Below are 22,231 nucleotides of genomic sequence, written 5' to 3'. Positions count from 1 at the left end.
CACACACGGGAGTGGCTCAGTTGGTAGAGCATCGGTCTCCAAAACCGAGGGTCGGGAGTTCGAACCTCTCCTCCCGTGCAACTAAATTAAATAGCAAATGAAAGTTAAGGCTTATATATCAGATGTTTATAATGAACTGGTGAATAAAGTAAGTTGGCCTACGTGGTCTGAGCTCCAGAGTAGTGCGACGATCGTGATGATAGCTTCCGTCATCATAGCGCTTTGCATATTCGCGATGGATTTTTCGTTCAGGCATATCGTGACCGGTATATATAATTTGTTTTACTAATAATCTTGGAGATCTAAGATGGCTGAACTAGAAAAGAAATGGTATGTGCTTCGGACCATTGGAGGTAAAGAGAAGAAGGTAAAGGAGTACATCGAGAATGAAATCGCCAGTTTAGGGCTTCAGGAATACGTTTCACAAGTTTTGGTACCTGCCGAGAAGGTGTATCAAGTACGCAACGGGAAAAAGTATAGCAGTGAGCGAAACCTTTACCCGGGGTATGTATTGATAGAGGTCGCACTTGTTGGTGAAATCCCACACATTCTTCGTGACATCACAAATGTGATAGGCTTCCTGGGAGAAACCAAAGGAGGAGATCCTGTTCCGATGCGTCAAGCAGAGGTGAACCGAATACTCGGTACGGTGGATGAACTTGCGGAACAACCAGAAGAAATAAGTATACCTTATTTCGTGGGCGAGTCGGTTAAAGTGACTGACGGACCGTTTAATGGTTTTACCGGTGTGATAGAGGAGGTGAATTCTGACAAGAAGCGCTTGAAGGTAATTGTCAAGATCTTCGGGCGGAAAACGCCACTCGAATTGAGTTTCATGCAGGTAGAAAAAGAATAACAATTATTTGATTTAAAAACAATCATGGCAAAACAAGTTGAAGCTATTATCAAGCTACAAATCAAAGCCGGAGCTGCGAACCCGTCTCCTCCAGTAGGACCGGCGTTAGGTTCTAAGGGAGTCAACATCATGGACTTCTGCAAGCAATTTAACGCTAGAACTCAGGATCAGGCTGGAAAAATCATTCCGGTAATTATACAGGTGTATGGTGATAAGTCGTTTGATTTTATTACAAAACAACCTCCTGTTGCTATTCAACTTTTGGAAGTTGCTAAAATCAAATCCGGATCCGCGGAGCCCAATCGTAAGAAAGTGGCTTCCCTCACTTGGGATCAAGTGAGAGCAATTGCTACGGACAAGATGAAAGATTTGAACGCTTTCGAGATTGAAAAAGCAATGAGTATGGTAGCTGGTACCGCCAGAAGTATGGGTATAACCGTAACCGGTGACAGACCTTTTTAATGAACTTGTAACACTTCAAACGTAATGAGTAAACTGACAAAAAATAAGAAGTTAGCTTTAGCGAAGATCGAAGGTGGAAAAGTATATTCTATCGACGAGGCCGCACAGCTTGTGAAAGAAATCACTTTCACGAAGTTTGATGCGTCAGTTGACATGGACGTTCGACTAGGGGTGGATCCGCGTAAAGCCAATCAAATGGTGCGCGGTGTATGTACTTTACCTCACGGTACCGGGAAACAAGTAAGAGTTTTGGTTTTGTGTACTCCTGACAAGGAAGAAGAAGCTAAAGCAGCCGGAGCCGATTACGTGGGTTTGGACGATTATATCGAGAAATTGAAAGGCGGTTGGACCGACATCGATATTATCATCACGATGCCTTCTGTAATGGGTAAAGTAGGAGCTCTAGGTAGAATTTTGGGTCCTCGTGGATTGATGCCTAATCCGAAGAGTGGTACGGTAACCCCGGAAATCGGGAAAGCTGTAACAGAGGTTAAAGCTGGTAAAATCGACTTTAAGGTTGACAAATTCGGTATTATTCACGCTTCTATTGGTAAAGTAACATTCGAGCCGAATAAGATTATGGAGAACGCTAGAGAATTCTTGAACGTGATCAATAAACTGAAACCGACGTCCGCGAAGGGTACTTACATCAAGAGCGTATACCTGTCAAGTACGATGAGTCCCGGTATTCAAGTAGAATTAAAGACTTTACTTGATTAATGTAGTAATCTAAAAAGGACTTCAGTAGTATGAAAAAAGAAGATAAAAAAGTCGTTATAGAAACCTTGACAAAACAAGTGGATTCTTACAAGCACTTGTATGTTTGTGACATTGCCGGTCTTGACGCTGTGGACACGCAAGCTTTGCGTCGGGCTTGTTTTGATGCCAACATCAAATTAGTGCAGGTAAAGAACACTTTGTTGAGAAAGGCTTTGGAAAACGCTGGCAACAATTATGAGGAGATTTTCTCCGTGTTGAAAGGCGATAGCGCGATCATGTTATGTGATACCGGAAATGTTCCTGCGAAACTGATTAAAGAATTTCGTCAAAAGAAAGATAAACCTGTCTTCAAGGCTGCTTTCGTTGAGGAATGTGCTTACGTTGGCGAAGACCAACTCGAGTCGTTGATCAGTATCAAGTCTAAGGAGGAGTTGATTGCAGACATCATTGCTATGTTGCAATCACCGATGCAGAATGTTATTTCCGCATTGCAATCCGGACAAAATACGATCGCTGGTGTTGTTAAAACACTTTCTGAAAAAGAATAATTTTTATAGTTTAGTAAACAAACAATTTTAAATAGAATAGAAATGGCAGATTTGAAAAAACTTGCAGAAGAGCTAGTAAACCTTACCGTAAAAGACGTAAAAGAATTAGCTGACATTTTAAAAGAAGAGTACGGAATTGAACCTGCAGCTGCTGCTGTAGCTGTAGCTGCTCCTGCAGCTGGTGGTGCTGCTGCCGCTGAGGCTGAACAAACTGAATTCGATGTTATTTTGAAATCAGCTGGTGCAGCTAAATTAGCCGTTGTTAAGTTGGTTAAAGAATTGACTGGTCTTGGTTTGAAAGAAGCTAAAGAAATAGTTGACAAGGCTCCGGCTCCATTGAAAGAAAAAGTTTCTAAAGAAGAAGCTAACTCATTGAAAACTCAATTAGAAGAAGCAGGAGCTGAAGTTGAACTTAAATAAAGTATAAAACCGGATGGTTTTCAGGTTTAGAGTCTCGTGTAGACTCTAAACCATTTTGTTGTTATGATTGTTTAGGTTCAAAAAAAATAATAGATGTCTTCATATAATTCAAACAATAGAATAAGCTTTGCATCGATAAAAAATCAGTTGGAATACCCTGATTTTCTTGAGGTGCAGTTGAAGTCTTTCAAGGACTTTTTTCAATTAGGTACCACGCCTGAGAACAGAAAGAATGAAGGCCTTTACACGGTTTTCAAGGAAAATTTTCCTATAACTGATACACGGAACAACTTTGTTTTAGAATTTTTGGACTATTTTATAGATCCCCCTCGTTACACGATCGAGGAGTGCTTGGGTCAGGGGTTGACTTACGGGGCACCCTTGAAAGCAAAGTTGAAGTTGTATTGTACGGATCCGGAACATGAAGATTTTGATACCGTTATTGAGGATGTATATTTAGGAAATGTTCCTTACATGACCCCGAAAGGTACTTTCGTGATCAATGGGGCAGAGCGAGTGGTAGTTTCTCAGTTACATAGATCTCCCGGTGTTTTCTTCGGGCAGAGTATCCACGCGAATGGTACGAAGCTTTATTCCGCGAGAATTATTCCGTTCAAGGGGTCCTGGATCGAGTTCGCCACGGACATCAATAACGTGATGTATGCGTATATTGACCGGAAGAAAAAATTGCCCGTGACGACTCTTTTGAGAGCGATTGGGTTTGAAACGGATAAGGATATTCTTGAAATATTCGGTCTTGCAGATGAAGTGAATGTTTCCCGTACAGGGTTGAAGAAAGTCGTTGGCAGACGTTTGGCTGCTCGTGTTTTGAAATCTTGGATTGAAGATTTCGTTGATGAAGATACCGGTGAAGTCGTTTCTATCGAGCGTAACGAGATTATCGTTGATCGTGAAACGGTACTGGAGCCTGAGCATATTGATGCGATTGTCGAATCCGGAGCGAAGACGATTCTTCTTCACAAGGAAATGCAAAACCTGGCAGATTATGCTATTATATACAACACGCTGCAAAAAGATCCCTGTAACTCAGAGAAAGAAGCCGTATTGCATATCTACAGGCAATTGCGTAGTTCGGAGCCGCCAGATGAGGCAACCGCACGTGATGTGATCGATAAATTGTTCTTCTCGGACAAACGTTACGATTTGGGTGACGTGGGACGTTACAAGTTGAACAAGAAATTGAATCTTACGACAGACCCGGATATCCGGATTTTGACGAAAGAGGATATCATCGAGATCATCAAGTATTTAATTCGTTTGTTAAATGCCAAGACGGATGTGGACGATATTGACCACTTGAGCAATCGTCGCGTTCGTACTGTTGGCGAACAATTATATAATCAATTCGGAGTTGGATTGGCTCGTATGGCTCGTACGATTCGTGAAAGAATGAACGTGCGCGATAACGAGGTGTTCACCCCGGTTGACTTGATTAATTCGAAGATTTTGTCTTCAGTAATCAATTCGTTCTTTGGAACGAATGCGTTATCCCAGTTCATGGATCAAACCAATCCGTTAGCCGAGATAACTCACAAAAGACGTATGTCCGCTCTTGGACCTGGAGGTCTTTCCAGAGATCGTGCAGGTTTCGAGGTTCGTGACGTACATTACACGCACTATGGTCGTTTGTGTCCGATCGAGACGCCGGAAGGTCCGAATATCGGTTTGATTTCCTCTCTTTGCGTGTACGCAAAGATCAATGATCTCGGGTTTATCGAAACCCCTTACCGTAAGGTGAACAACGGGGTGGTTGATTTGTCCGAGGAAGGTGTGAGATATTATTCTGCCGAGGAGGAAGAAGAGTTGGTAATCGCTCAGGCAAGTTCGCCGATTGATGAAAACGGGAAGTTCACTGACAAATGGGTAAAGGCCAGAAAGGATGCCGATTTCCCGTTGGCTGCAGGTGAGGACGTTGATTTGATTGACGTTGCGCCGAACCAGATAGCCTCTATCGCTGCTTCTTTGATTCCGTTCTTGGAGCATGATGATGCGAACCGTGCGTTGATGGGATCTAACATGATGCGTCAGGCTGTTCCGATCATTTCTCCGGAATCTCCGATCGTGGGTACCGGATTGGAGGGTAACCTGATCAAGGATTCCAGAACACAAATCGTGGCGGAGGGATCTGGAGTTGTTGCTTTCGTGGACGGACGTAAGATCGTGATTAAATATGACCGTACGGAAGAAGAGGCTTTTGTAAGTTTCGAGCCTGACACGAAAGAATATTATTTGCCCAAATATCAGCGTACCAACCAAAGTACGACGATCACGCTGAAACCGATCGTGAGAAAAGGTCAGCGGGTGGAGGAAGGACAGATATTAACGGAAGGTTATTCTTCTCAGAAAGGGGAGCTGGCACTTGGTCGTAACTTGAAGGTGGCATTCATGCCCTGGAAAGGATATAACTATGAGGATGCTATCGTGATCTCCGAGAATATTGTTCGGAATGATGTGTTCACTTCTGTTCACGTGGACGAATACTCTTTGGAGGTTCGTGAAACCAAACGTGGTCTTGAGGAGTTGACGGCTGATATCCCGAACGTGAGCGAGGAAGCCACGAAGGATTTGGATGAAAACGGAATCATTCGTGTTGGAGCCCGTGTTCTGCCGGGAGATATTTTGATTGGTAAGATTACCCCGAAGGGTGAATCTGACCCGAGTCCGGAAGAAAAGTTGTTGAGAGCGATTTTCGGGGATAAAGCGGGTGACGTGAAGGATGCTTCTTTGAAGGCTTCTCCGTCTTTGAAGGGTGTGATTATTGACAAAAAGTTATTCCAACGCACGATCAGTGACCGTAAGACGAAGGCTGCCGGAAAGAATCTGTTAGCTGAGTTAGACGAGCAGTTCCAACGTAAAGTCGGTGATCTTACTTCTTTGTTGATCGATAAGTTATTCGAGCTTGTGAATGGTAAGACTTCACAGGGAGTGAAGAATTACTTGAACGAGGATATTGTTCCGAAGGGAGTGAAATTCTCTTACAAGATGCTTCAGAATATGGATTTCTTGCAGATCAACCCGAACAAGTGGACGACTGACAAGCAGAAGAATGATATGATCCGTGACTTGTTGCATAACTATATCATCAAGTATAAAGAGATCGAGGGACAGATTAAACGTAAGAAATATAACGCAACTGTCGGGGATGAACTTCCCACGGGTATCATTAAGATGGCAAAAGTTTACGTGGCTAAGAAACGTAAGTTGCAAATCGGTGATAAGATGGCAGGACGGCACGGTAACAAGGGTATCGTTTCTCGCGTGGTAAGAGTGGAAGACATGCCATTCTTGTCTGACGGAACACCGGTTGATATTTGTTTGAACCCGCTAGGTGTACCTTCCCGTATGAACTTGGGACAGGTATTTGAAACCGTTTTGGGTTGGGCTGGCAAGAACTTGGGTGTGAAATTCGCTACCCCGATTTTCGATGGTGCTACACTTGATGATATCAATAAATACACGGATGAAGCAGGTGTGCCTAGATTCGGTACCACGTACTTGTACGACGGAGGAACGGGAGAGCGTTTCGACCAGCCGGCAACCGTGGGTGTGATCTATATGTTGAAGTTGGGACACATGGTTGACGATAAGATGCATGCTCGTTCTATCGGTCCGTACTCGTTGATTACCCAGCAACCTCTTGGAGGTAAAGCTCAATTCGGAGGTCAGCGTTTCGGAGAGATGGAGGTTTGGGCACTTGAGGCTTTCGGTGCTTCGCATATCCTTCAGGAAATCTTGACCGTGAAGTCGGATGACGTAATGGGAAGAACGAAGACTTACGAACATATCGTGAAAGGTGAACCTCTGCCGAATCCCGGAATTCCGGAGTCTTTCAACGTGTTGTTGCATGAACTTCGCGGGTTAGGATTGAGCGTAAATTTAATATAATTGTTGATTTATGATTTTAGATTTATGATTCTATGCAATCGTAAATCTAAAATCTGAAATCTAAAATCATAAATATGGCCTTCAGAAAAGACAATAAAGTAAAGACTTTTACTAAAATAGCGATTGGACTAGCTTCTCCGGAAGAGATTCTGGAACGGTCTAGTGGCGCTGTACTAAAACCGGAAACGATAAACTATCGTACTTACAAACCTGAACGTGACGGTTTGTTCTGCGAGCGTATTTTCGGGCCGGTGAAGGATTACGAATGTCATTGCGGTAAGTACAAGCGTATCCGTTATAAAGGGATCGTTTGCGACCGTTGTGGTGTCGAGGTGACGGAGAAGAAGGTAAGACGTGAGCGTATGGGGCATATCCAGTTGGTTGTTCCGGTAGCTCATATCTGGTATTTCAAATCATTGCCGAATAAGATCGGTTACTTGTTGGGTTTGCCTTCCAAGAAATTGGATACCGTGATCTACTACGAGAGATACGTGGTGGTTAACCCGGGTATCATGGGTGATACCGGTATTAAGACAATGGACTTCTTGACGGAGGAAGAGTATCTGGATATTTTGGATAAACTTCCGACGGATAATCAATACTTGGATGATGATGATCCAAATAAATTCATCGCTAAGATGGGTGCCGAGGCGATCTCTATGCTATTGGAGCGTCTGGACCTGGATGATTTGTCCTATGACTTGAGAAATAAGGCGAACACGGAGACTTCTCAACAGAGAAAGAATGAAGCATTGAAGCGTTTGCAGGTAGTGGAGGCTTTTCGTGAGAGCAAAGAAATTAATAAACCGGAATGGATGATCGTGAAGGTGTTGTCTGTGATACCACCTGAATTGCGTCCGTTGGTTCCGTTGGATGGTGGCCGTTTTGCGACTTCCGATTTGAACGATTTGTATAGAAGGGTAATTATCCGTAACAATCGTTTGAAGAGATTGATCGAGATCAAGGCTCCGGATGTGATCTTACGTAATGAAAAACGTATGTTGCAGGAAGCCGTGGATTCATTGTTCGATAACTCTCGTAAGTCCAATGCAGTTAAGATTGAAAACAACAGACCGTTGAAATCTTTGTCCGACAGTTTGAAAGGTAAACAAGGACGTTTCCGTCAGAACTTGTTGGGTAAGCGTGTTGACTATTCCGCACGTTCGGTAATTGTCGTTGGTCCAGATTTGAAGATGCACGAATGTGGTCTTCCGAAGGATATGGCTGCCGAGTTGTATATGCCGTTCATCATCCGTAAGTTGATCGAGCGTGGTATCGTGAAGACGGTGAAGAGTGCAAAGAAGATCGTGGATCGTCGTGACCCGATCGTTTGGGATATTTTGGAAAACGTGTTGAAAGGTCATCCGGTTTTATTGAACCGTGCACCGACCCTGCACCGTTTGGGTATTCAAGCATTCCAACCGAAATTGATTGAGGGTAAGGCTATTCGTTTGCATCCTTTGGCTTGTACCGGATTCAACGCCGACTTCGATGGTGACCAGATGGCAGTGCATTTGCCGTTGGGTAATGAGGCTGTGTTGGAAGCACAGATTTTGATGTTGTGTTCTCATAATATTTTGAACCCTGCTAACGGTGCGCCTATCACGGTGCCTTCTCAAGATATGGTACTCGGTTTGTACTATATCACGAAACCAAGGAAAGGCGTGAAGGGTGAAGGCTTGAAGTTCTATGCCCCGGAGGAAGTTATTATTGCTTTCAATGAACGGGCTGTGGATTTACATGCCGAGATTGAAGTAAAAATTGATGATGTCGATAAGGATGGTAATGCGATAAAACACATGATTAAGACTACTGTCGGTCGTGTGATTTTGAATCAGTTTACCCCGAAGAATTATCCGTATATTAATACTTTAATCACGAAGAAAGCTTTGCGTGACATTATCGGTGACGTGTTCAAACGTTGCGGTGTGGACGTGACTGCTAAGTTCTTGGATGATATCAAAGACTTGGGGTATCGTAAAGCGTTCGAAGGTGGATTGTCATTCAACTTGGGTGACGTTATCGTTCCCGAGAACAAGCAAGACTTGTTGCAGGAGGGATATGACCAAGTAGAAGAGGTGATGGCTAACTATAACATGGGATTCATCACCAATAATGAAAGATATAACCAGATTATTGATATCTGGACGCACGTTAACGCTAATTTGACTTCTACTTTGATGAAGCAGTTGGCGGCAGACGACCAAGGATTCAATTCCATTTACATGATGTTGGATTCCGGAGCCCGTGGATCTCGTGAGCAAATTCGTCAGTTAGGCGGTATGCGTGGATTGATGGCAAAACCGCAGAAATCAGGAGCTGCCGGTGCTCAGATTATCGAGAACCCGATTTTGGCAAACTTTAAAGAGGGACTTTCGGTGTTGGAGTACTTTATTTCAACCCACGGTGCTCGTAAAGGTTTGGCGGATACGGCATTGAAGACAGCAGACGCGGGATACTTGACTCGTCGTTTGGTTGACGTGGCGAATGATATCACGATTACCGAGGAAGATTGCGGTACATTGAGGGGTATCACAATTTCGGCTATCAAGAATAACGAAGAAATTGTATCTTCTTTGTCTGAAAGAATATTGGGACGTGTTTCCGTACATGATATTTACCATCCGAATACCGGCGAGTTGATCGTGGCTTCAGGTGATGAAATTACGGAAGTTATTGCAGATATTATCGAGAAATCTCCGATCGAGCGGGTGGAAGTTCGTTCCGTGTTGACTTGTGAGGCGAAGAAAGGTGTATGTGCTAAATGTTATGGGCGTAACTTGGCAACGAGCCGTATGGTTGAGAAGGGAGAAGCTGTCGGGGTTATTGCCGCACAGTCTATCGGAGAGCCGGGTACACAGTTGACATTGAGAACCTTCCACGTGGGAGGTACCGCTGGAAATATTTCCAGCGAGAACTCTTTGAAAGCGAAGTACGATGGTTACGTTGAATTTGAAGAGTTGCGTTCTGTTGAACACGTTCTGGATAACGGCACTACGTGTGATGTTGTTGTAGGACGTTTGACGGAATTGCGTATTCTGGATAAAAATACAAATATTATATTGATTTCCCATGCTATTCCTTATGGAGCAAAATTGTTCGTGAAGGATGGACAGGAAATCGATAAAGGGGAATTGCTTTGCGAATGGGACCCGTTCAATGCTTTGATCATTACCGAATTTGCCGGAACGATCGGGTTGGAGAACTTGATTGAAGGTGAAACCTACAAGGAAGAATCTGACGAAACGACCGGATTTAGAGAAATGATTATCATTGAGTTCCGTGATAAGATGAAAGCTCCTGCCCTTCGTATCAATGATAAGGAAGGCAACACGATCAAGAGCTACAACTTACCGGTAGGCGCTCATATCGTTGTAAAAGAAGGTGCTGAAGTAACGGCAGGTAGTACAATCGCTAAGATTCCGAGGGCTGTTGGTAAAGCAGGCGATATCACGGGAGGTCTTCCTCGAGTTACCGAGTTGTTCGAGGCTCGTAACCCGTCGAATCCTGCAGTCGTATCTGAAATTGATGGAGAGGTTACTTACGGTAAGATCAAACGCGGTAACCGCGAGATTATCGTGACTTCTAAAGCCGGGGAGGTGAAGAAGTACTTGGTATCTCTGTCAAAACAGATATTGGTTCAGGAGAATGACTACGTGCGTGCCGGAACCCCGCTGTCTGACGGTGCGATTACCCCGATTGATATCTTGAATATCGAAGGTCCGATTAAAGTACAAGAATATATCGTGAACGAGGTACAGGATGTATATCGTATGCAGGGTGTGAAGATCAATGATAAGCATTTCGAGATTATCGTACACCAGATGATGCGTAAGGTATTGATTCAGGATGCCGGCGACACGAGATTCTTGGAGAATCAAGTTGTTGACAAGAGTGAATTTATGGAAGAGAACGATTCTATCTACGGTAAGAAAGTTGTACTTGAAGCCGGAGATTCGGATCGGGTGAAACCGGGACAGATTATCTCTGTACGTATGTTGCGGGATATCAATTCACAATTGAAACGTCGTGACTTGAAGGTGATTGAAGCCAGAGATGCGGTACCTGCAACTTCTGCTCAGGTATTACAAGGTATTACCCGTGCGGCATTGCAGACGTCAAGCTTTATTTCTGCAGCATCATTCCAGGAAACCACGAAGGTATTGAATGAAGCAGCAATTTATGGTAAAGTCGATCCGTTGGAAGGATTGAAGGAGAACGTGATTTGCGGTCACTTGATTCCGGTTGGTACGGGTATGAAAGAATTTAGAAGTATGATCGTAGGTTCTAAGTCTGACCTCGAGAGACTTGAAAAATAAAAATAAGATAGAGGCGCCGAAAGGTGCCTCTATTGTTTTATAACTATAATCTAATATTATGGAAGAAAAGAAACAACAACTTGATATCGAGCTTAGTCACGAGGTCGCGCAAGGTACTTATGCTAATCTGGCTATCATTTCTCATTCTACGTCCGAGTTTATTGTTGATTTTATTCGTATCATGCCCGGAGTGCCCAAAGCGGACGTGAAAAGTCGTATTATTTTGACTCCGGAACACGCAAAACGTTTGATGTTGGCTTTGCAGGATAATATCCGTAAATTTGAAATAAATAACGGGAAGATTAATCTGCCGGAAGGTGGTGCTCCCGGCGCACCAATGTTCCCGCTGGATATGGGACCACAAGGACAGGCTTAGTAATTGTCAGAGCCATTTCTTTCGTTTGAAATAAAGGAGCATGATGATCGTGATAACAATCATGATCCCCCACAGAACGAAGTAGGCATGAGGGTTATCGAGTTCCGGCATATATTTAAAGTTCATCCCGTAAATGCCAGCGATGAAGGTGAGGGGGATGAAGATGGCGGAGAAGATGGTCAATACTTTCATGACATCATTGATGCGGTTGCTGGTATTGGTTTGGTAGAGGTTTATTTGATCTGATACCATGGAATAGTAAATTTCTATGGCTTCTTGAGCTTGTAGAACCAGATCGTCCAAGTCATGCAAGTAAGTGAATGTGCGTTCGTTGATTAAAGGGGAGTCGCAATTCGTGAAGCGGGTTGTTACTTCTTTAAAAGGACGAACATTTTTTCGTATATAAGATAACTCTGTTTTAAAATGATAAAGATCTTCTATTGTTTTTGCGTCAGAGTCAAGAATATTCCTTCCTCTCTCTTCAATAGCGGCTCCCAGTATTTCCAGATTGATAATATAGCTATCCACGAGTGTGTCCAGCAAGGCATAGCATAGATAGTCTATTCCAAAGGTGCGGATACGGGTTTTTCCGTCATAAAGGCGTTTCTTTACATCTTTGAAATAATCGGCATCCGTTTCCTGTATGGTGATAAGGTAGTGGGAACCTGCAATAAAGGAGAGTTGTTCCATATGAACCACGTTATCTTCATTTCCGAGGTAGAATGTTTTGGCAATGATATACAGGTGATCGGATTCCTCGCTGAAACGGGGACGTTGGTCTGTGTTTAGGATATCTTCCAAAAATAGGGAAGAGATATCGAAAGCCTTCCCCATTTCGGCAATAAGGCTTGTATTCTGAAGACCGGAGATATTGATCCATGTCATATGATCATTGGAAACCATATCGTGGATGCCGTTCATGGTTTCGGGGAAAAATTCCTTGACCCCTTCCTGTGTATATTGTATGACATGGATGGAGTTTTTGGTCATTTTTTGCTTCCCGATAAAAATGAGTGAACCGGGTGCTGCTCCTTGTGATTTTGTCCGATCTTTTAGAAATCTGGCCATAATACGATATAAGTTTAAAGTTAAAAACTAAAAGATAGAAGTTATTTTGGAATATCGGAAATATCCGAATCTGATTTTTCTATTTTTAGCCTGATGGGGTTGGAACTATCTCCCCACGTGATACTACGGTATGGGAATGGGAACTCGACATTTTTTTCGTCGAATAATTTCTTTAATCTTCGGCGATATTCTCGTCCGACAGCCCATTGCTGCATAGGTTTGGTTTTGAGTACAAGACGAATCATCACGGCGCTGTCCGCGAAATCATTTACTCCACTGATGGATACAGGTTCCAGCATGATGTCTTTGTATTGAGGATCATTGAGCATTTCATCCCCGACTTGTTGCATGAGTGCCACGGCATTATCCGTGTCTTCTTTATAGGCAATGCCTATGTTTAGCACGATTGCAGACCATTCTTTGGTCATGTTGGAAAGCGTGTCAATTTTTCCGTTTTGGAAAATGTGTACGACTCCCGAGCTATCCCGCAGGGTTACGGTTCGTAACTCGATTTTTTCAACCAGTCCTTCCGTGCCGTTGATAACAGCCCAATCGCCGGTTCGTAACTGGTCTTCCAATAAGATAAAGAATCCGGAAATGAAATCCCGGACAAGTTCTTGTGCCCCGAAACCGACTGCCAAGCCGACAATACCGGCACTGGCGAGGATGGGAGCTATATTGATATTGAATTTACCGAGGAGTATCAGTAGGAAGATGACCCATAAGAAGATTTTTCCGATACCATATATAATACCCGTGAGTGTGTTGATACGTTTTTCTGCTTCTCCGTCATCAATGTCTGCTGCTTTGTGGGCTTTGGTGGTGGCTATTTTTTTCATCTTTTTGACCGTGAAGCGCAAAGCTCGCAGCAAGGAAACAAAGAGTACTATTAAAATAGCGATAGAGGGTAGTTGTATCACGCACCAGGTAATTAATTTAGTTAACATTTCGTTCCAAAAGTTTGCGGTAAACACGGCAGGAACTTTGGATGCGGCTTCTTTGGTATTCCAGAATACCACGACACCGTCTATTTGTGTACTGTCCGGGATGTTTTTTTCTATGATGTCATTGGTCGTATTATCCCACCATGAATCATCCAGATTTGCTTTATTGATTAAGAAGTTGGTGCTGATTTTTGGAACGGAAACAACGATCTCACCCGAGGAAGGGAGAAAGTGAATATTGTGGTAAGCGTCCCGGAGTTCTCCCAGCGTGGAGTTCAGTCCGATGCCCTCGGCTGTTTTGAAAATCGTATCCCGGATAATGATCCGGTTTATATATGAACTGGTATCCCCTGAAACTTCCGGAGTCGCTGTGAATAGCAATATTCCGTCCCGGTCATACACGTTGTAATCGTCAAATTCTTGATTGAAGAATCCGCCTTTGTTTTTTATTAGTTTGATTTGTTTTTTGGGGTATAGCGAGTACAATTGGTTGATGTTCGTACCTCTTTGAATGATGCCCACGTGAGTGGAACTGATCGTGTAAGGATTCTGATCGTCGGGATTTTCAATAAAATCAGAGAGTTTTGATTTCTTTCCGCAACTTGCGATCCCTATTACCAAGCAAAGAAGAATCAAGTAATATTTCATGGTAATATGTCTTATTTTAAATAGGTTATTATGTACCTTTTGTTCGATAAAATTATACAAAACTTATTATTTATACAATTTTTGCCCTGCATTTGTTCCATTTTGAAAGGAAAATTCTTCATTTAAATTTTCAACTGTAACGGGAAAGTAACAAAAAAACGACGGGAAACCGGTTCTTCTTTAGAACGGTTTTATTTTATATGGGTTGAAAAATATGTTTTTTAACATGTTTGGTCTTGATTGTCAAGGCAATATCTGAAAAGAAAAAAATCTTGATACAAACTTGTTTAGATATTTGTATTGGCTACCTTTACGCATGTTTTACAACATAAAATCAGTGTGATATTATAGTATATTATTTATAATCTAATATTAAAGAACAAGTAACTAAGTCATGAGTGAAAAGACAAAAGTTATCGACAAAAAGAACATTGTAATTCGTTTTTCGGGAGATTCGGGAGACGGAATGCAATTAACGGGTTCGCAGTTCTCGGATGCTGCAGCCTTATTTGGAAACGGTGTATCAACGTTTCCGGATTATCCTGCTGAGATTCGTGCCCCGCAAGGTACAGTAGGTGGTGTTTCTGGTTTCCAGGTACATATTGGAAATAATCCGGTAAAGACGCCGGGTGATTTTGCTGACGTGCTTGTGGCGATGAATCCTGCTGCGCTGAAAGCCAACTTGCGTTGGGCTAAAAAGGGTGCGACGATTATCGTGAATTTAGATGCATTTAATGACAAGAATATCGAGAAAGCCGGGTATAAAGAAAACCCGCTGGAAGATGTTGGTTTGCAAGATTATAACGTGATTCCTGTAAAGATCACAACTTTGACGGAAGAAGCTTTGAAAGACAGTGGCCTGGATCAAAAGTCTATCGTTAAATGTAAGAATATGTTTGCTCTTGGTATGATTTACTGGATGTTCGATCGTACGGTAGATCACACGAGAGATTTTATCAATCAGAAGTTTGCTAAAAAGCCGGAAATCGCTAAAGCTAACGTGAAAGTGTTGGAAAGCGGATTTAATTACGCTTCTAATGTTCATGCGCTGGCAGTGCATTTCAATGTGGCTCCCGCTCAAATCGAGAAAGGGCGCTATCGTACGATCACCGGAAATAAAGCTACGGCATGGGGATTCTTGGCTGCTGCTGAAAAGGCTAATTTGCCTTTGTTCTGCGGTTCTTACCCTATTACTCCGGCAACGGATATTTTGCAAGAGTTGGCGTTAAGACGCGACTTGGGGGTTAAGACTTATCAGGCAGAGGACGAGATTGCCGGAATTTGTACTTCAATCGGTGCAAGTTACGTTGGGAATTTGGCTATTACAACAACCTCGGGACCCGGTCTTGCCTTGAAGAGCGAGGCTGCCGGTTTGGCAGTTATGGCTGAATTGCCTTTGGTTATCGTTGATGTTCAACGTGGAGGTCCTTCTACCGGTCTTCCCACGAAAACAGAACAATCTGACTTATTGCAAGCTCTTTACGGACGTAATGGTGAAAGCCCTATGCCGGTAGTTGCTGCAAGTACCCCGGGAAATTGTTTTGATTATGCTTTTTGGGCTTCTAAAATAGCTATTGAACATATGACTCCGGTTGTTTTGTTGACGGATGGTTATCTTGGAAACGGCGCTCAACCTTGGAAAATTCCTTCTCTGAAAGATTTCCCGGCTATTACGCCGAGAGTAGCCAAAGAAGGTGATGATTACAAACCTTATGCACGTGATCCGGAAACTTTAGCCAGAATGTGGGCTTTACCGGGCACGAAAGGATTGGAACATCGTATCGGCGGTTTGGAGAAAGTAAATATTACTGGAGAGATTAGCTATGTGCCGGAGAATCATCAGGTGATGACGGATTTGCGTGATGCTAAGGTGGCTAAAATAGCTGACTATATTCCGCAACAAGAAATCTTCGGGAACCAGAATGGTGGCGACGTGCTTGTTGTTGGATGGGGTGGTACTTACGGTCACTTGTACTCGGTTGTTCGTGAATTGAGAGAAGAGGGACAGGATGTAAGTTTGGCTCACTTCAACTTTATCAATCCGCTTCCGAAGAACACGGACGAGGTACTCGGTAAATTCAAGAAGATCATCGTTTGCGAGTTGAACTTGGGGCAATTTGCTCAATATTTGAGAGCTAAATTCCCGCATTACACTTATTATCAGTATAACAAAGTAGCTGGATTACCTTTCACGGTAGTTGAGTTGAAAGAAAAAATAACCGAATTATTAGGAAAATAATCATGGCAGAACAATATACACCGAAAGATTTTAAGAGCAACCAAGAGATTCGTTGGTGTCCGGGTTGCGGTGACCATGGTATCATTAACTCCGTGCAGAAAGCCATGGCTGAATTGGGGTACCCGAAAGAATCGTGGGCAGTTATTTCCGGAATCGGGTGTTCTTCCCGTTTCCCTTACTACATGAACACGTATGGATTCCATACGATTCATGGGCGTGCTGCCGCTATCGCGTCCGGGGCAAAGAGTGCTAACCCGAAATTGAATATTCTTCAAGTTTCCGGTGACGGTGATGCGTTGGCTATCGGGGGTAATCACTTTATTCACGCTATCCGCCGGAACATTGATATTACTACTTTAGTGTTCAATAACGAGATTTACGGTTTGACGAAAGGACAGTATTCTCCGACCACGAAATTGGGAACTAAGACGAAAACTTCTCCTTATGGAACGATCGAAACTCCGTTTAACCCGGGGGAATTGGTAATCGGTGCACAAGGAAAATTCTTTGCCCGCTCGTTGGATATGAATATCAATTTGACGGCTGAAGTGATAGAGGCGGGGGTGCGTCATAAAGGAACCGCTGTTGTGGAGATTCTTCAGAACTGCGTTATTTTTGCCGACGGGGCTCACTCTGCTATTACTGATAAAGAGATGAAAGAGGATCGTCAGTTGATTTTGAAGCACGGCGAACCGATGGTTTTCGGAAAGAATAAAGATAAAGGTATCATGTTCGATATGAAAGCCGGAAAGTTGAAAGTTGTGGAGATCGGCAAAGACGGAATCACTCTTGACGACATTATGGTACATGATGCACATAGCGTAAATCCCTCTATACATTGGATGCTGGTACACATGAAAGCGCCGGAATATCCCGTGGCATTAGGTGTGATCCGCGATGTGGAAGGTGTAACTTACAATGATGCTTTGGAAGGACAAATTGAAGACGTGAAAGCAAAATCACCGATTCATTGTGTTGAAGATTTATTGAACAGCGGTGATGTTTGGGAAGTGAAATAAAGTATCAGTTGATAATATTGAAAATAGAGGCGTTCCATCGGGACGCCTCTATTTTTAATCCTTGGAATGTGGCATGGATGCAATCCCCCAACGGGTGTTGGGAACGGAATCCATTTTCAGTTTCAAATGCCCGCCTTTCATGATTTCTTTGCGATAAAACCAGCAATCTTCCAGCGGTTTCCCATTTAGTGTGGCGGATTGAACGTAATAGTTTTCCGGGGCACTATTTTCCGTTTCGATCACGAATTCTTTGCCGGAATAATATTTAGGGTTTAGTTTAATCGTGATCTTGCTGAATTTCGGGCTGCCGATTTGGTAGGAGGGCGTGATGTTTGTTCCGCCTTGCACGTCGAACAAGCCCATGGCTGCCAGCACGTACCAGGCTCCCAATTGTCCCTGGTCTTCATCCTGCCCGTATCCGTAACCGTGTTCAGGTGTTACCCCGTAAAATTCATCACAAATCAAGCGTGTGTATAATTGAGTTAACCACGGTTTCCCGGAGTAATTAAATAACCATGCGTCATGCAAGCAAGGTTGATTCCCTTGGTTATACAATTTTTCGACTCCCGAGAAACTGTCAATTTCTTTCCCTCCGCCGAAAAATGTATGGCGGGATTCTGTAAAAGTATTTTCAAGTCTTTCATTAAATAGTTCCAAACCCATGAGGTCGATCAGCCCCTTTATGTCGTGGGGAACATACCACGTGTATTGAGCGGCATTCCCCTCTTGGAAGCCTTTCCAGCCTTTCATCGGGTCGAAATCTTGCATGAATGTGCCGTTTTCTTCTCGTGGGCGCATATATTTCGTTTCCGGGTCAAAAAGTTTTTTGTATGCGTACGAGTAATGCATTAACGTGTCGTGTTCTGCTGTTTTGCCCAGGGCTTTTGCTAGTTGAGCTGCGGCATAGCAACTGAAAGCGTATTCCAACGTGTGGGATGCCCCGAAATTGCATGTCCAGCCGTTGGGGTAGTGATAATCTTTTAAAGGCACGTAACCACCTTTGATAAAGTACTCGTTATCGTATTTCCCGTTGCCCATGTCCCTGCCGATGTATTCCAGTTCGTTTTTACGCACGGCATCCCAAGCGTTCGGGATGTCGAAATCCCGGATTCCGGCTTGATACGCCGCGCAAATGACTAATCCTTGAAAATTGGTTTGTACCCCGTTCGTGTAAACTCCTGCGGCTTCTCCGTCGTGTAACCAACCGGAATTTTTATAAAAGTCGAGATTGGATTTCACGTAACCGGAATAGATTTCGGGGTAGGCAAGCGTCCATACTTGGGTGAGATTCCAGAAACCTCCCCACATTCCGTCTGTGTTGTGGTGCGAGTAAAGAGGTTGCCCCTTTTCGTCCAATGGAATTTGTCCGATGGTTCTATCGTGTTGGATAAATTGTCCGTTGATATCATTGGAAATGCCTCTGCCGAGCAAAGCGTGATACAATCCGGTGTAAAATTTAGTTTTGTCTTCATTTGTGCCTCCCTCGACTTGTATGCGTCCCAGCATTTTGTTCCATGTGTTGCGGGCGCTATTTTTCACGTCGTCGAATGTTTTGTTTGCAGCTTCCGTTTCCCGGTTATTACGGGCGTTTTCGATACTCGTGTAGGATAACCCCATTTGCATTTGGATTTGTTCCCGCTCTTTTGTGTAGAAGTTCAAGAATAATCCGCATCCTACACCGTGCGTCGTGTTTGTGTTCTCACTGATCTTGTCGTTGATAAATGTACCGACAGATTCCGGCTTCTTGTCTATTTTCGCCGCAAAGTAAATTTTAACTTTCCCGTTGGGCTGGCAAAAGGTAGCGTAAATCGGGTAATTCTCGACCCATCCGGTTACTTCGTTGTTTTCCGGGTGATAGGTTATTTCGGCATCTGTTACTGTGGCACTTTCGCCTTGTTTGTGACCGATGTCGAACAAAATGCGGGCTTCGGCGGATGCCGGGAATGTGTAGCGGTGGAACCCAGTGCGGGTTGTTGCCGTGAGTTCCGCTTTAATATTGTAATCCGTGAGGTTTACAGAATAATATCCCGGCGTTGCGTATTCTGTTTTTTTGTCAATACGGGAACGATACCCCTCGTCCGGATTCTCGAGGGAACCGGGGAGCGTCTTCAGCGTACCCGTGGTCGGGATAGTCACGACTCCTCCAATTTGAAATTCATGGAAGTGAGCGAACCCCTCAATCGAGGAATGACGGTCGTCATAGCCGCAAGGCAACCAACTTCCGTAACTCCCGTAAGCGTTCGTTGTCGGGGCTAGTTTTGCCATTCCCATGGGGAGGGCGGCAGGCGTGTAGAAAAACCATCGGCAATGCACGGAGCCGATTTGAGGGTCAACCCAGTCCACGGGTTGTTTTTTTCTACTTTCCTCTTGGCACGAGTAAAGTAGTGATATTAACAGGAATAGGCTAACGAGAGTTCTCATGAATCGTTTTATTTTTATAAGTTTTGATGATTTTGCCTACAAATTTATCTTTTTTTAATTCTCTCTTCATTAAAAAAGAATAAATTTGTAATGCTAAGAATTAAAATTCAATCTTATGATCTATCAGAATATATTGAGTATTACACTGCCGTTGACCAATCCCGTGTTGATTTTCTCTGTAATCCTTTTTATCATTCTGTTCGCACCCCTTTTGCTGCATCGTTTCCGGATTCCGGATATTGTTGGGTTGATTATAGCCGGAGCCGTGATAGGTCCTTACGGTTTGCATGTCATGGATCGGGATAGTAGTATTGTGTTGTTCGGTACGGTAGGATTGTTGTACATCATGTTTGTTGCCGGTCTGGAAATAGATATGGCGGATTTCAAGAAGAACAGCAAGAGAAGTCTGATCTTCGGTTTGTACACATTCTTTATCCCGATGGTCTTGGGAACTTTTGCGGGAGTTTTCTTGTTGGATTTTTCTTACCCGACTTCCATATTGCTGGCGAGTATGTTTGCTTCCCATACGCTGGTGACTTACCCGATTGTCAGTAAATATGGTATCACGAAGAATAGGGCGGTCAACGTCACGATCGGAGGGACGGTGGTCACCTGCCTGCTCGCGTTGCTTGTGTTGGCGGTGATCGTGGGAATGTCCACGGGTGAATTGACACAAGGCTTCTGGATTCGTTTGGGTGTTTCTACCGTTTTGTTTGCATTCGTGGTTTTGTGGGGCTTTCCTGTCGTGGGACGATGGTACTTCAAGCGGTATGACGACCGTGTGGGGCAGTTCATCTTTGTGTTGGGACTGGTCTTTTTTGCTTCATTCTTGGCGGAAGCTGCCGGATTGGAAGCGATTATCGGGGCATTTCTTGCGGGACTTGCGTTGAATCGTTTGATCCCGAATACCTCCGCCCTGATGAATCGCATTGAGTTTGTGGGGAATGCGCTTTTTATCCCTTTTTTCTTGATTGGAGTGGGAATGTTGGTGAACTTTCACGTGTTCTTTAATGATTTGACTTCAATATGGGTTGCGGTGGTCATGACTATTGTTGCCACAATCGCTAAATTTATTCCGGCATGGTTGGCTCAAAAGAATTTTAAATTCACGAGTTCGGAAAGAACGCTGATTTTCGGATTGAGCAATGCCCAGGCTGCTGCGACATTGGCAGCCGTGTTGGTCGGTTATAACGTGATTTTAGGGACGACGCCGGAAGGCGAACCTATTCGTCTGTTGAACGAGAGCGTGTTGAACGGGACTATCGTGATGATTTTGGTAACTTGTATCGTGGCTTCCTTTGCCACGCAGAAAGGGGCGCAGGAAGTGGCGTTGGCTGAGTTTGCGGGAGACGAGTTGGATAATGACGATGAAGAGGAAGACCGAATATTGATTCCGTTAAGCAATAGCGAGAATGTGGAAGAGTTGATAAATCTAGCCGTGACGATTAAATCGAAGAAAGCGAAGGCTGTAATGACTGCATTGAATGTAATCAAGGCAGACGTGGGCGACCCGACGGCAGAGAAGAAGGCGAATATGCTGTTGGAGAAAGCCTCCAAGGCGGCAGCGGCAACAGACAATAAATTGGAGACCTCGTTGCGTTATGATGATGATGTGGTGAACGGTATCAAGAATGCCACGAAAGAACACAAAATTACGGATATTGTGTTGGGGCTCCGCAAGGAAGGGGAAATATCGGATACCTTCCTGGGGAATTTGACCGATCGGGTGCTGTCGAAATGTGCGACCACGACTTTAGTGTATCGTCCCACTCAACCCTTGTCAACGATAAAACGATATATCGTGGTCGTGCCTTCCCGTGCGGAACGGGAGATTGGGTTCCCGTACTGGGTAATACGGATCTGGAATATTGCCAAGAATTCGAGCAGTAAAATTATATTTTATGCAGATGAATCGGTTTTGTCCGTGTTGCGGGAAGTGAATTCGAAACATCCGGTAGAAGTTGAATTTAACGAGTTTGCCAGTTGGGATGATTTCTTGATTATTTCCCGGGACGTGAAGGAAAACGATGCTCTGATGATCGTAATGAGCCGTCGGACTTATCCCTCTTACGTGAGGAATATGGCGATGATCCCGACCTATCTGAACAAGTATTTCAACAAGCATAGCTGTATTTTGATTTATCCGATGCAAATCGGTATCGGGGAGCAAGAGTTAGGAGCGCTGAAGAGTATGCCTCACGCCGATTCACGTGATAGCCTGGATGATTTGGCTGACGTGTTGAGAAGTCTGTTTAAAAGGAATAAATAATTTTATCTGACAGGTT

15 protein-coding genes and 1 tRNA gene are annotated in these 22,231 nt (G+C 43.8%); 13 read left to right on the top strand and 3 right to left on the bottom strand.

Translation table 11 applies throughout. The features are described from left to right. Positions 1 to 5 precede the first annotated feature (5 nt). The 10 genes from BN8899_RS04785 to BN8899_RS04740 all read left to right on the top strand — a co-directional run bounded on the left by BN8899_RS04785 (position 6) and on the right by BN8899_RS04740 (position 11,607). Positions 6 to 78, top strand: a tRNA-Trp gene (locus BN8899_RS04785). A 19-nt stretch (positions 79 to 97) separates the two neighbouring features. Further along, on the top strand, positions 98 to 289 hold the full coding sequence (gene secE / locus BN8899_RS04780) for a preprotein translocase subunit SecE (RefSeq protein WP_065218534.1): 192 nt from the start codon (positions 98 to 100) through the stop codon (positions 287 to 289). 18 nt (positions 290 to 307) lie between these two features. Next, positions 308 to 856, top strand: a complete 549-nt coding sequence (nusG, locus tag BN8899_RS04775) for a transcription termination/antitermination protein NusG (protein ID WP_065218533.1) — start codon at positions 308 to 310, stop codon at positions 854 to 856. Between the two features lie 24 nt (positions 857 to 880). Further along, positions 881 to 1,318 carry a 50S ribosomal protein L11 gene (rplK, locus tag BN8899_RS04770; RefSeq protein WP_065218532.1) on the top strand — a complete coding sequence of 146 codons (438 nt, stop codon included), beginning with the start codon at positions 881 to 883 and terminating at the stop codon, positions 1,316 to 1,318. A gap of 24 nt (positions 1,319 to 1,342) precedes the next feature. Next, positions 1,343 to 2,038 carry a 50S ribosomal protein L1 gene (gene rplA, locus BN8899_RS04765; RefSeq protein ID WP_065218531.1) on the top strand — a complete coding sequence of 232 codons (696 nt, stop codon included), beginning with the start codon at positions 1,343 to 1,345 and terminating at the stop codon, positions 2,036 to 2,038. A 29-nt stretch (positions 2,039 to 2,067) separates the two neighbouring features. After that, positions 2,068 to 2,586, top strand: coding sequence for a 50S ribosomal protein L10 (rplJ, locus tag BN8899_RS04760; protein WP_065218530.1), 519 nt, complete (start codon positions 2,068 to 2,070; stop codon positions 2,584 to 2,586). A gap of 42 nt (positions 2,587 to 2,628) precedes the next feature. Continuing rightward, on the top strand, positions 2,629 to 3,006 hold the full coding sequence (gene rplL, locus BN8899_RS04755; RefSeq protein ID WP_065218529.1) for a 50S ribosomal protein L7/L12: 378 nt from the start codon (positions 2,629 to 2,631) through the stop codon (positions 3,004 to 3,006). A 93-nt stretch (positions 3,007 to 3,099) separates the two neighbouring features. Next, complete coding sequence (gene rpoB, locus BN8899_RS04750; RefSeq protein WP_065218528.1) at positions 3,100 to 6,912, top strand: DNA-directed RNA polymerase subunit beta; 3,813 nt, start codon at positions 3,100 to 3,102, stop codon at positions 6,910 to 6,912. A gap of 74 nt (positions 6,913 to 6,986) precedes the next feature. Next, positions 6,987 to 11,231, top strand: coding sequence for a DNA-directed RNA polymerase subunit beta' (gene rpoC / locus BN8899_RS04745; RefSeq protein ID WP_018339638.1), 4,245 nt, complete (start codon positions 6,987 to 6,989; stop codon positions 11,229 to 11,231). A 58-nt stretch (positions 11,232 to 11,289) separates the two neighbouring features. Then, the gene (locus BN8899_RS04740; protein WP_065218527.1) at positions 11,290 to 11,607 is read left to right on the top strand and encodes a DUF3467 domain-containing protein; all 318 of its coding nucleotides are present in this window, start codon (positions 11,290 to 11,292) and stop codon (positions 11,605 to 11,607) included. Positions 11,608 to 11,613: 6 nt separating this feature from the next. Here the strand turns inward: BN8899_RS04740 and corA are convergent, their stop codons facing one another. Together corA and BN8899_RS20335 are read right to left on the bottom strand one after the other, a co-directional pair. Beyond that, a complete protein-coding gene (corA, locus tag BN8899_RS04735) occupies positions 11,614 to 12,675 on the bottom strand; it encodes a magnesium/cobalt transporter CorA (protein WP_018339640.1) in 1,062 nt (353 codons plus the stop codon). A gap of 41 nt (positions 12,676 to 12,716) precedes the next feature. After that, a complete protein-coding gene (locus BN8899_RS20335; RefSeq protein WP_082986907.1) occupies positions 12,717 to 14,267 on the bottom strand; it encodes a mechanosensitive ion channel family protein in 1,551 nt (516 codons plus the stop codon). A gap of 394 nt (positions 14,268 to 14,661) precedes the next feature. Between BN8899_RS20335 and BN8899_RS04725 the strand changes: the two genes are divergently transcribed. Both BN8899_RS04725 and BN8899_RS04720 read left to right on the top strand, forming a co-directional pair. After that, positions 14,662 to 16,506 (top strand): 2-oxoacid:acceptor oxidoreductase subunit alpha, encoded by a 1,845-nt coding sequence (locus tag BN8899_RS04725; RefSeq protein ID WP_065218526.1) that lies wholly within the window; start codon positions 14,662 to 14,664, stop codon positions 16,504 to 16,506. A 2-nt stretch (positions 16,507 to 16,508) separates the two neighbouring features. Next, positions 16,509 to 17,525 carry a 2-oxoacid:ferredoxin oxidoreductase subunit beta gene (locus BN8899_RS04720; RefSeq protein WP_065218525.1) on the top strand — a complete coding sequence of 339 codons (1,017 nt, stop codon included), beginning with the start codon at positions 16,509 to 16,511 and terminating at the stop codon, positions 17,523 to 17,525. 54 nt (positions 17,526 to 17,579) lie between these two features. Here BN8899_RS04720 and BN8899_RS04715 read toward each other — a convergent pair whose 3' ends face one another. Then, on the bottom strand, positions 17,580 to 19,946 hold the full coding sequence (locus BN8899_RS04715) for a GH92 family glycosyl hydrolase (RefSeq protein WP_065218524.1): 2,367 nt from the start codon (positions 19,944 to 19,946) through the stop codon (positions 17,580 to 17,582). 115 nt (positions 19,947 to 20,061) lie between these two features. Here BN8899_RS04715 and BN8899_RS04710 point away from each other — a divergent pair, with 115 nt between their 5' ends. Continuing rightward, positions 20,062 to 22,215: a cation:proton antiporter gene (locus tag BN8899_RS04710; protein WP_018339645.1), complete on the top strand. Its 2,154-nt coding sequence runs from the start codon at positions 20,062 to 20,064 to the stop codon at positions 22,213 to 22,215. Positions 22,216 to 22,231: the final 16 nt, after the last annotated feature.

It is taken from the genome of Butyricimonas sp. Marseille-P2440 (genome assembly GCF_900091675.1).
GTDB classification, from domain to species: domain Bacteria; phylum Bacteroidota; class Bacteroidia; order Bacteroidales; family Marinifilaceae; genus Butyricimonas; species Butyricimonas synergistica.
The sequence above is the reverse complement of the archived record's forward strand: the minus strand, read 5'-3'. Positions and strand labels throughout refer to the sequence as shown.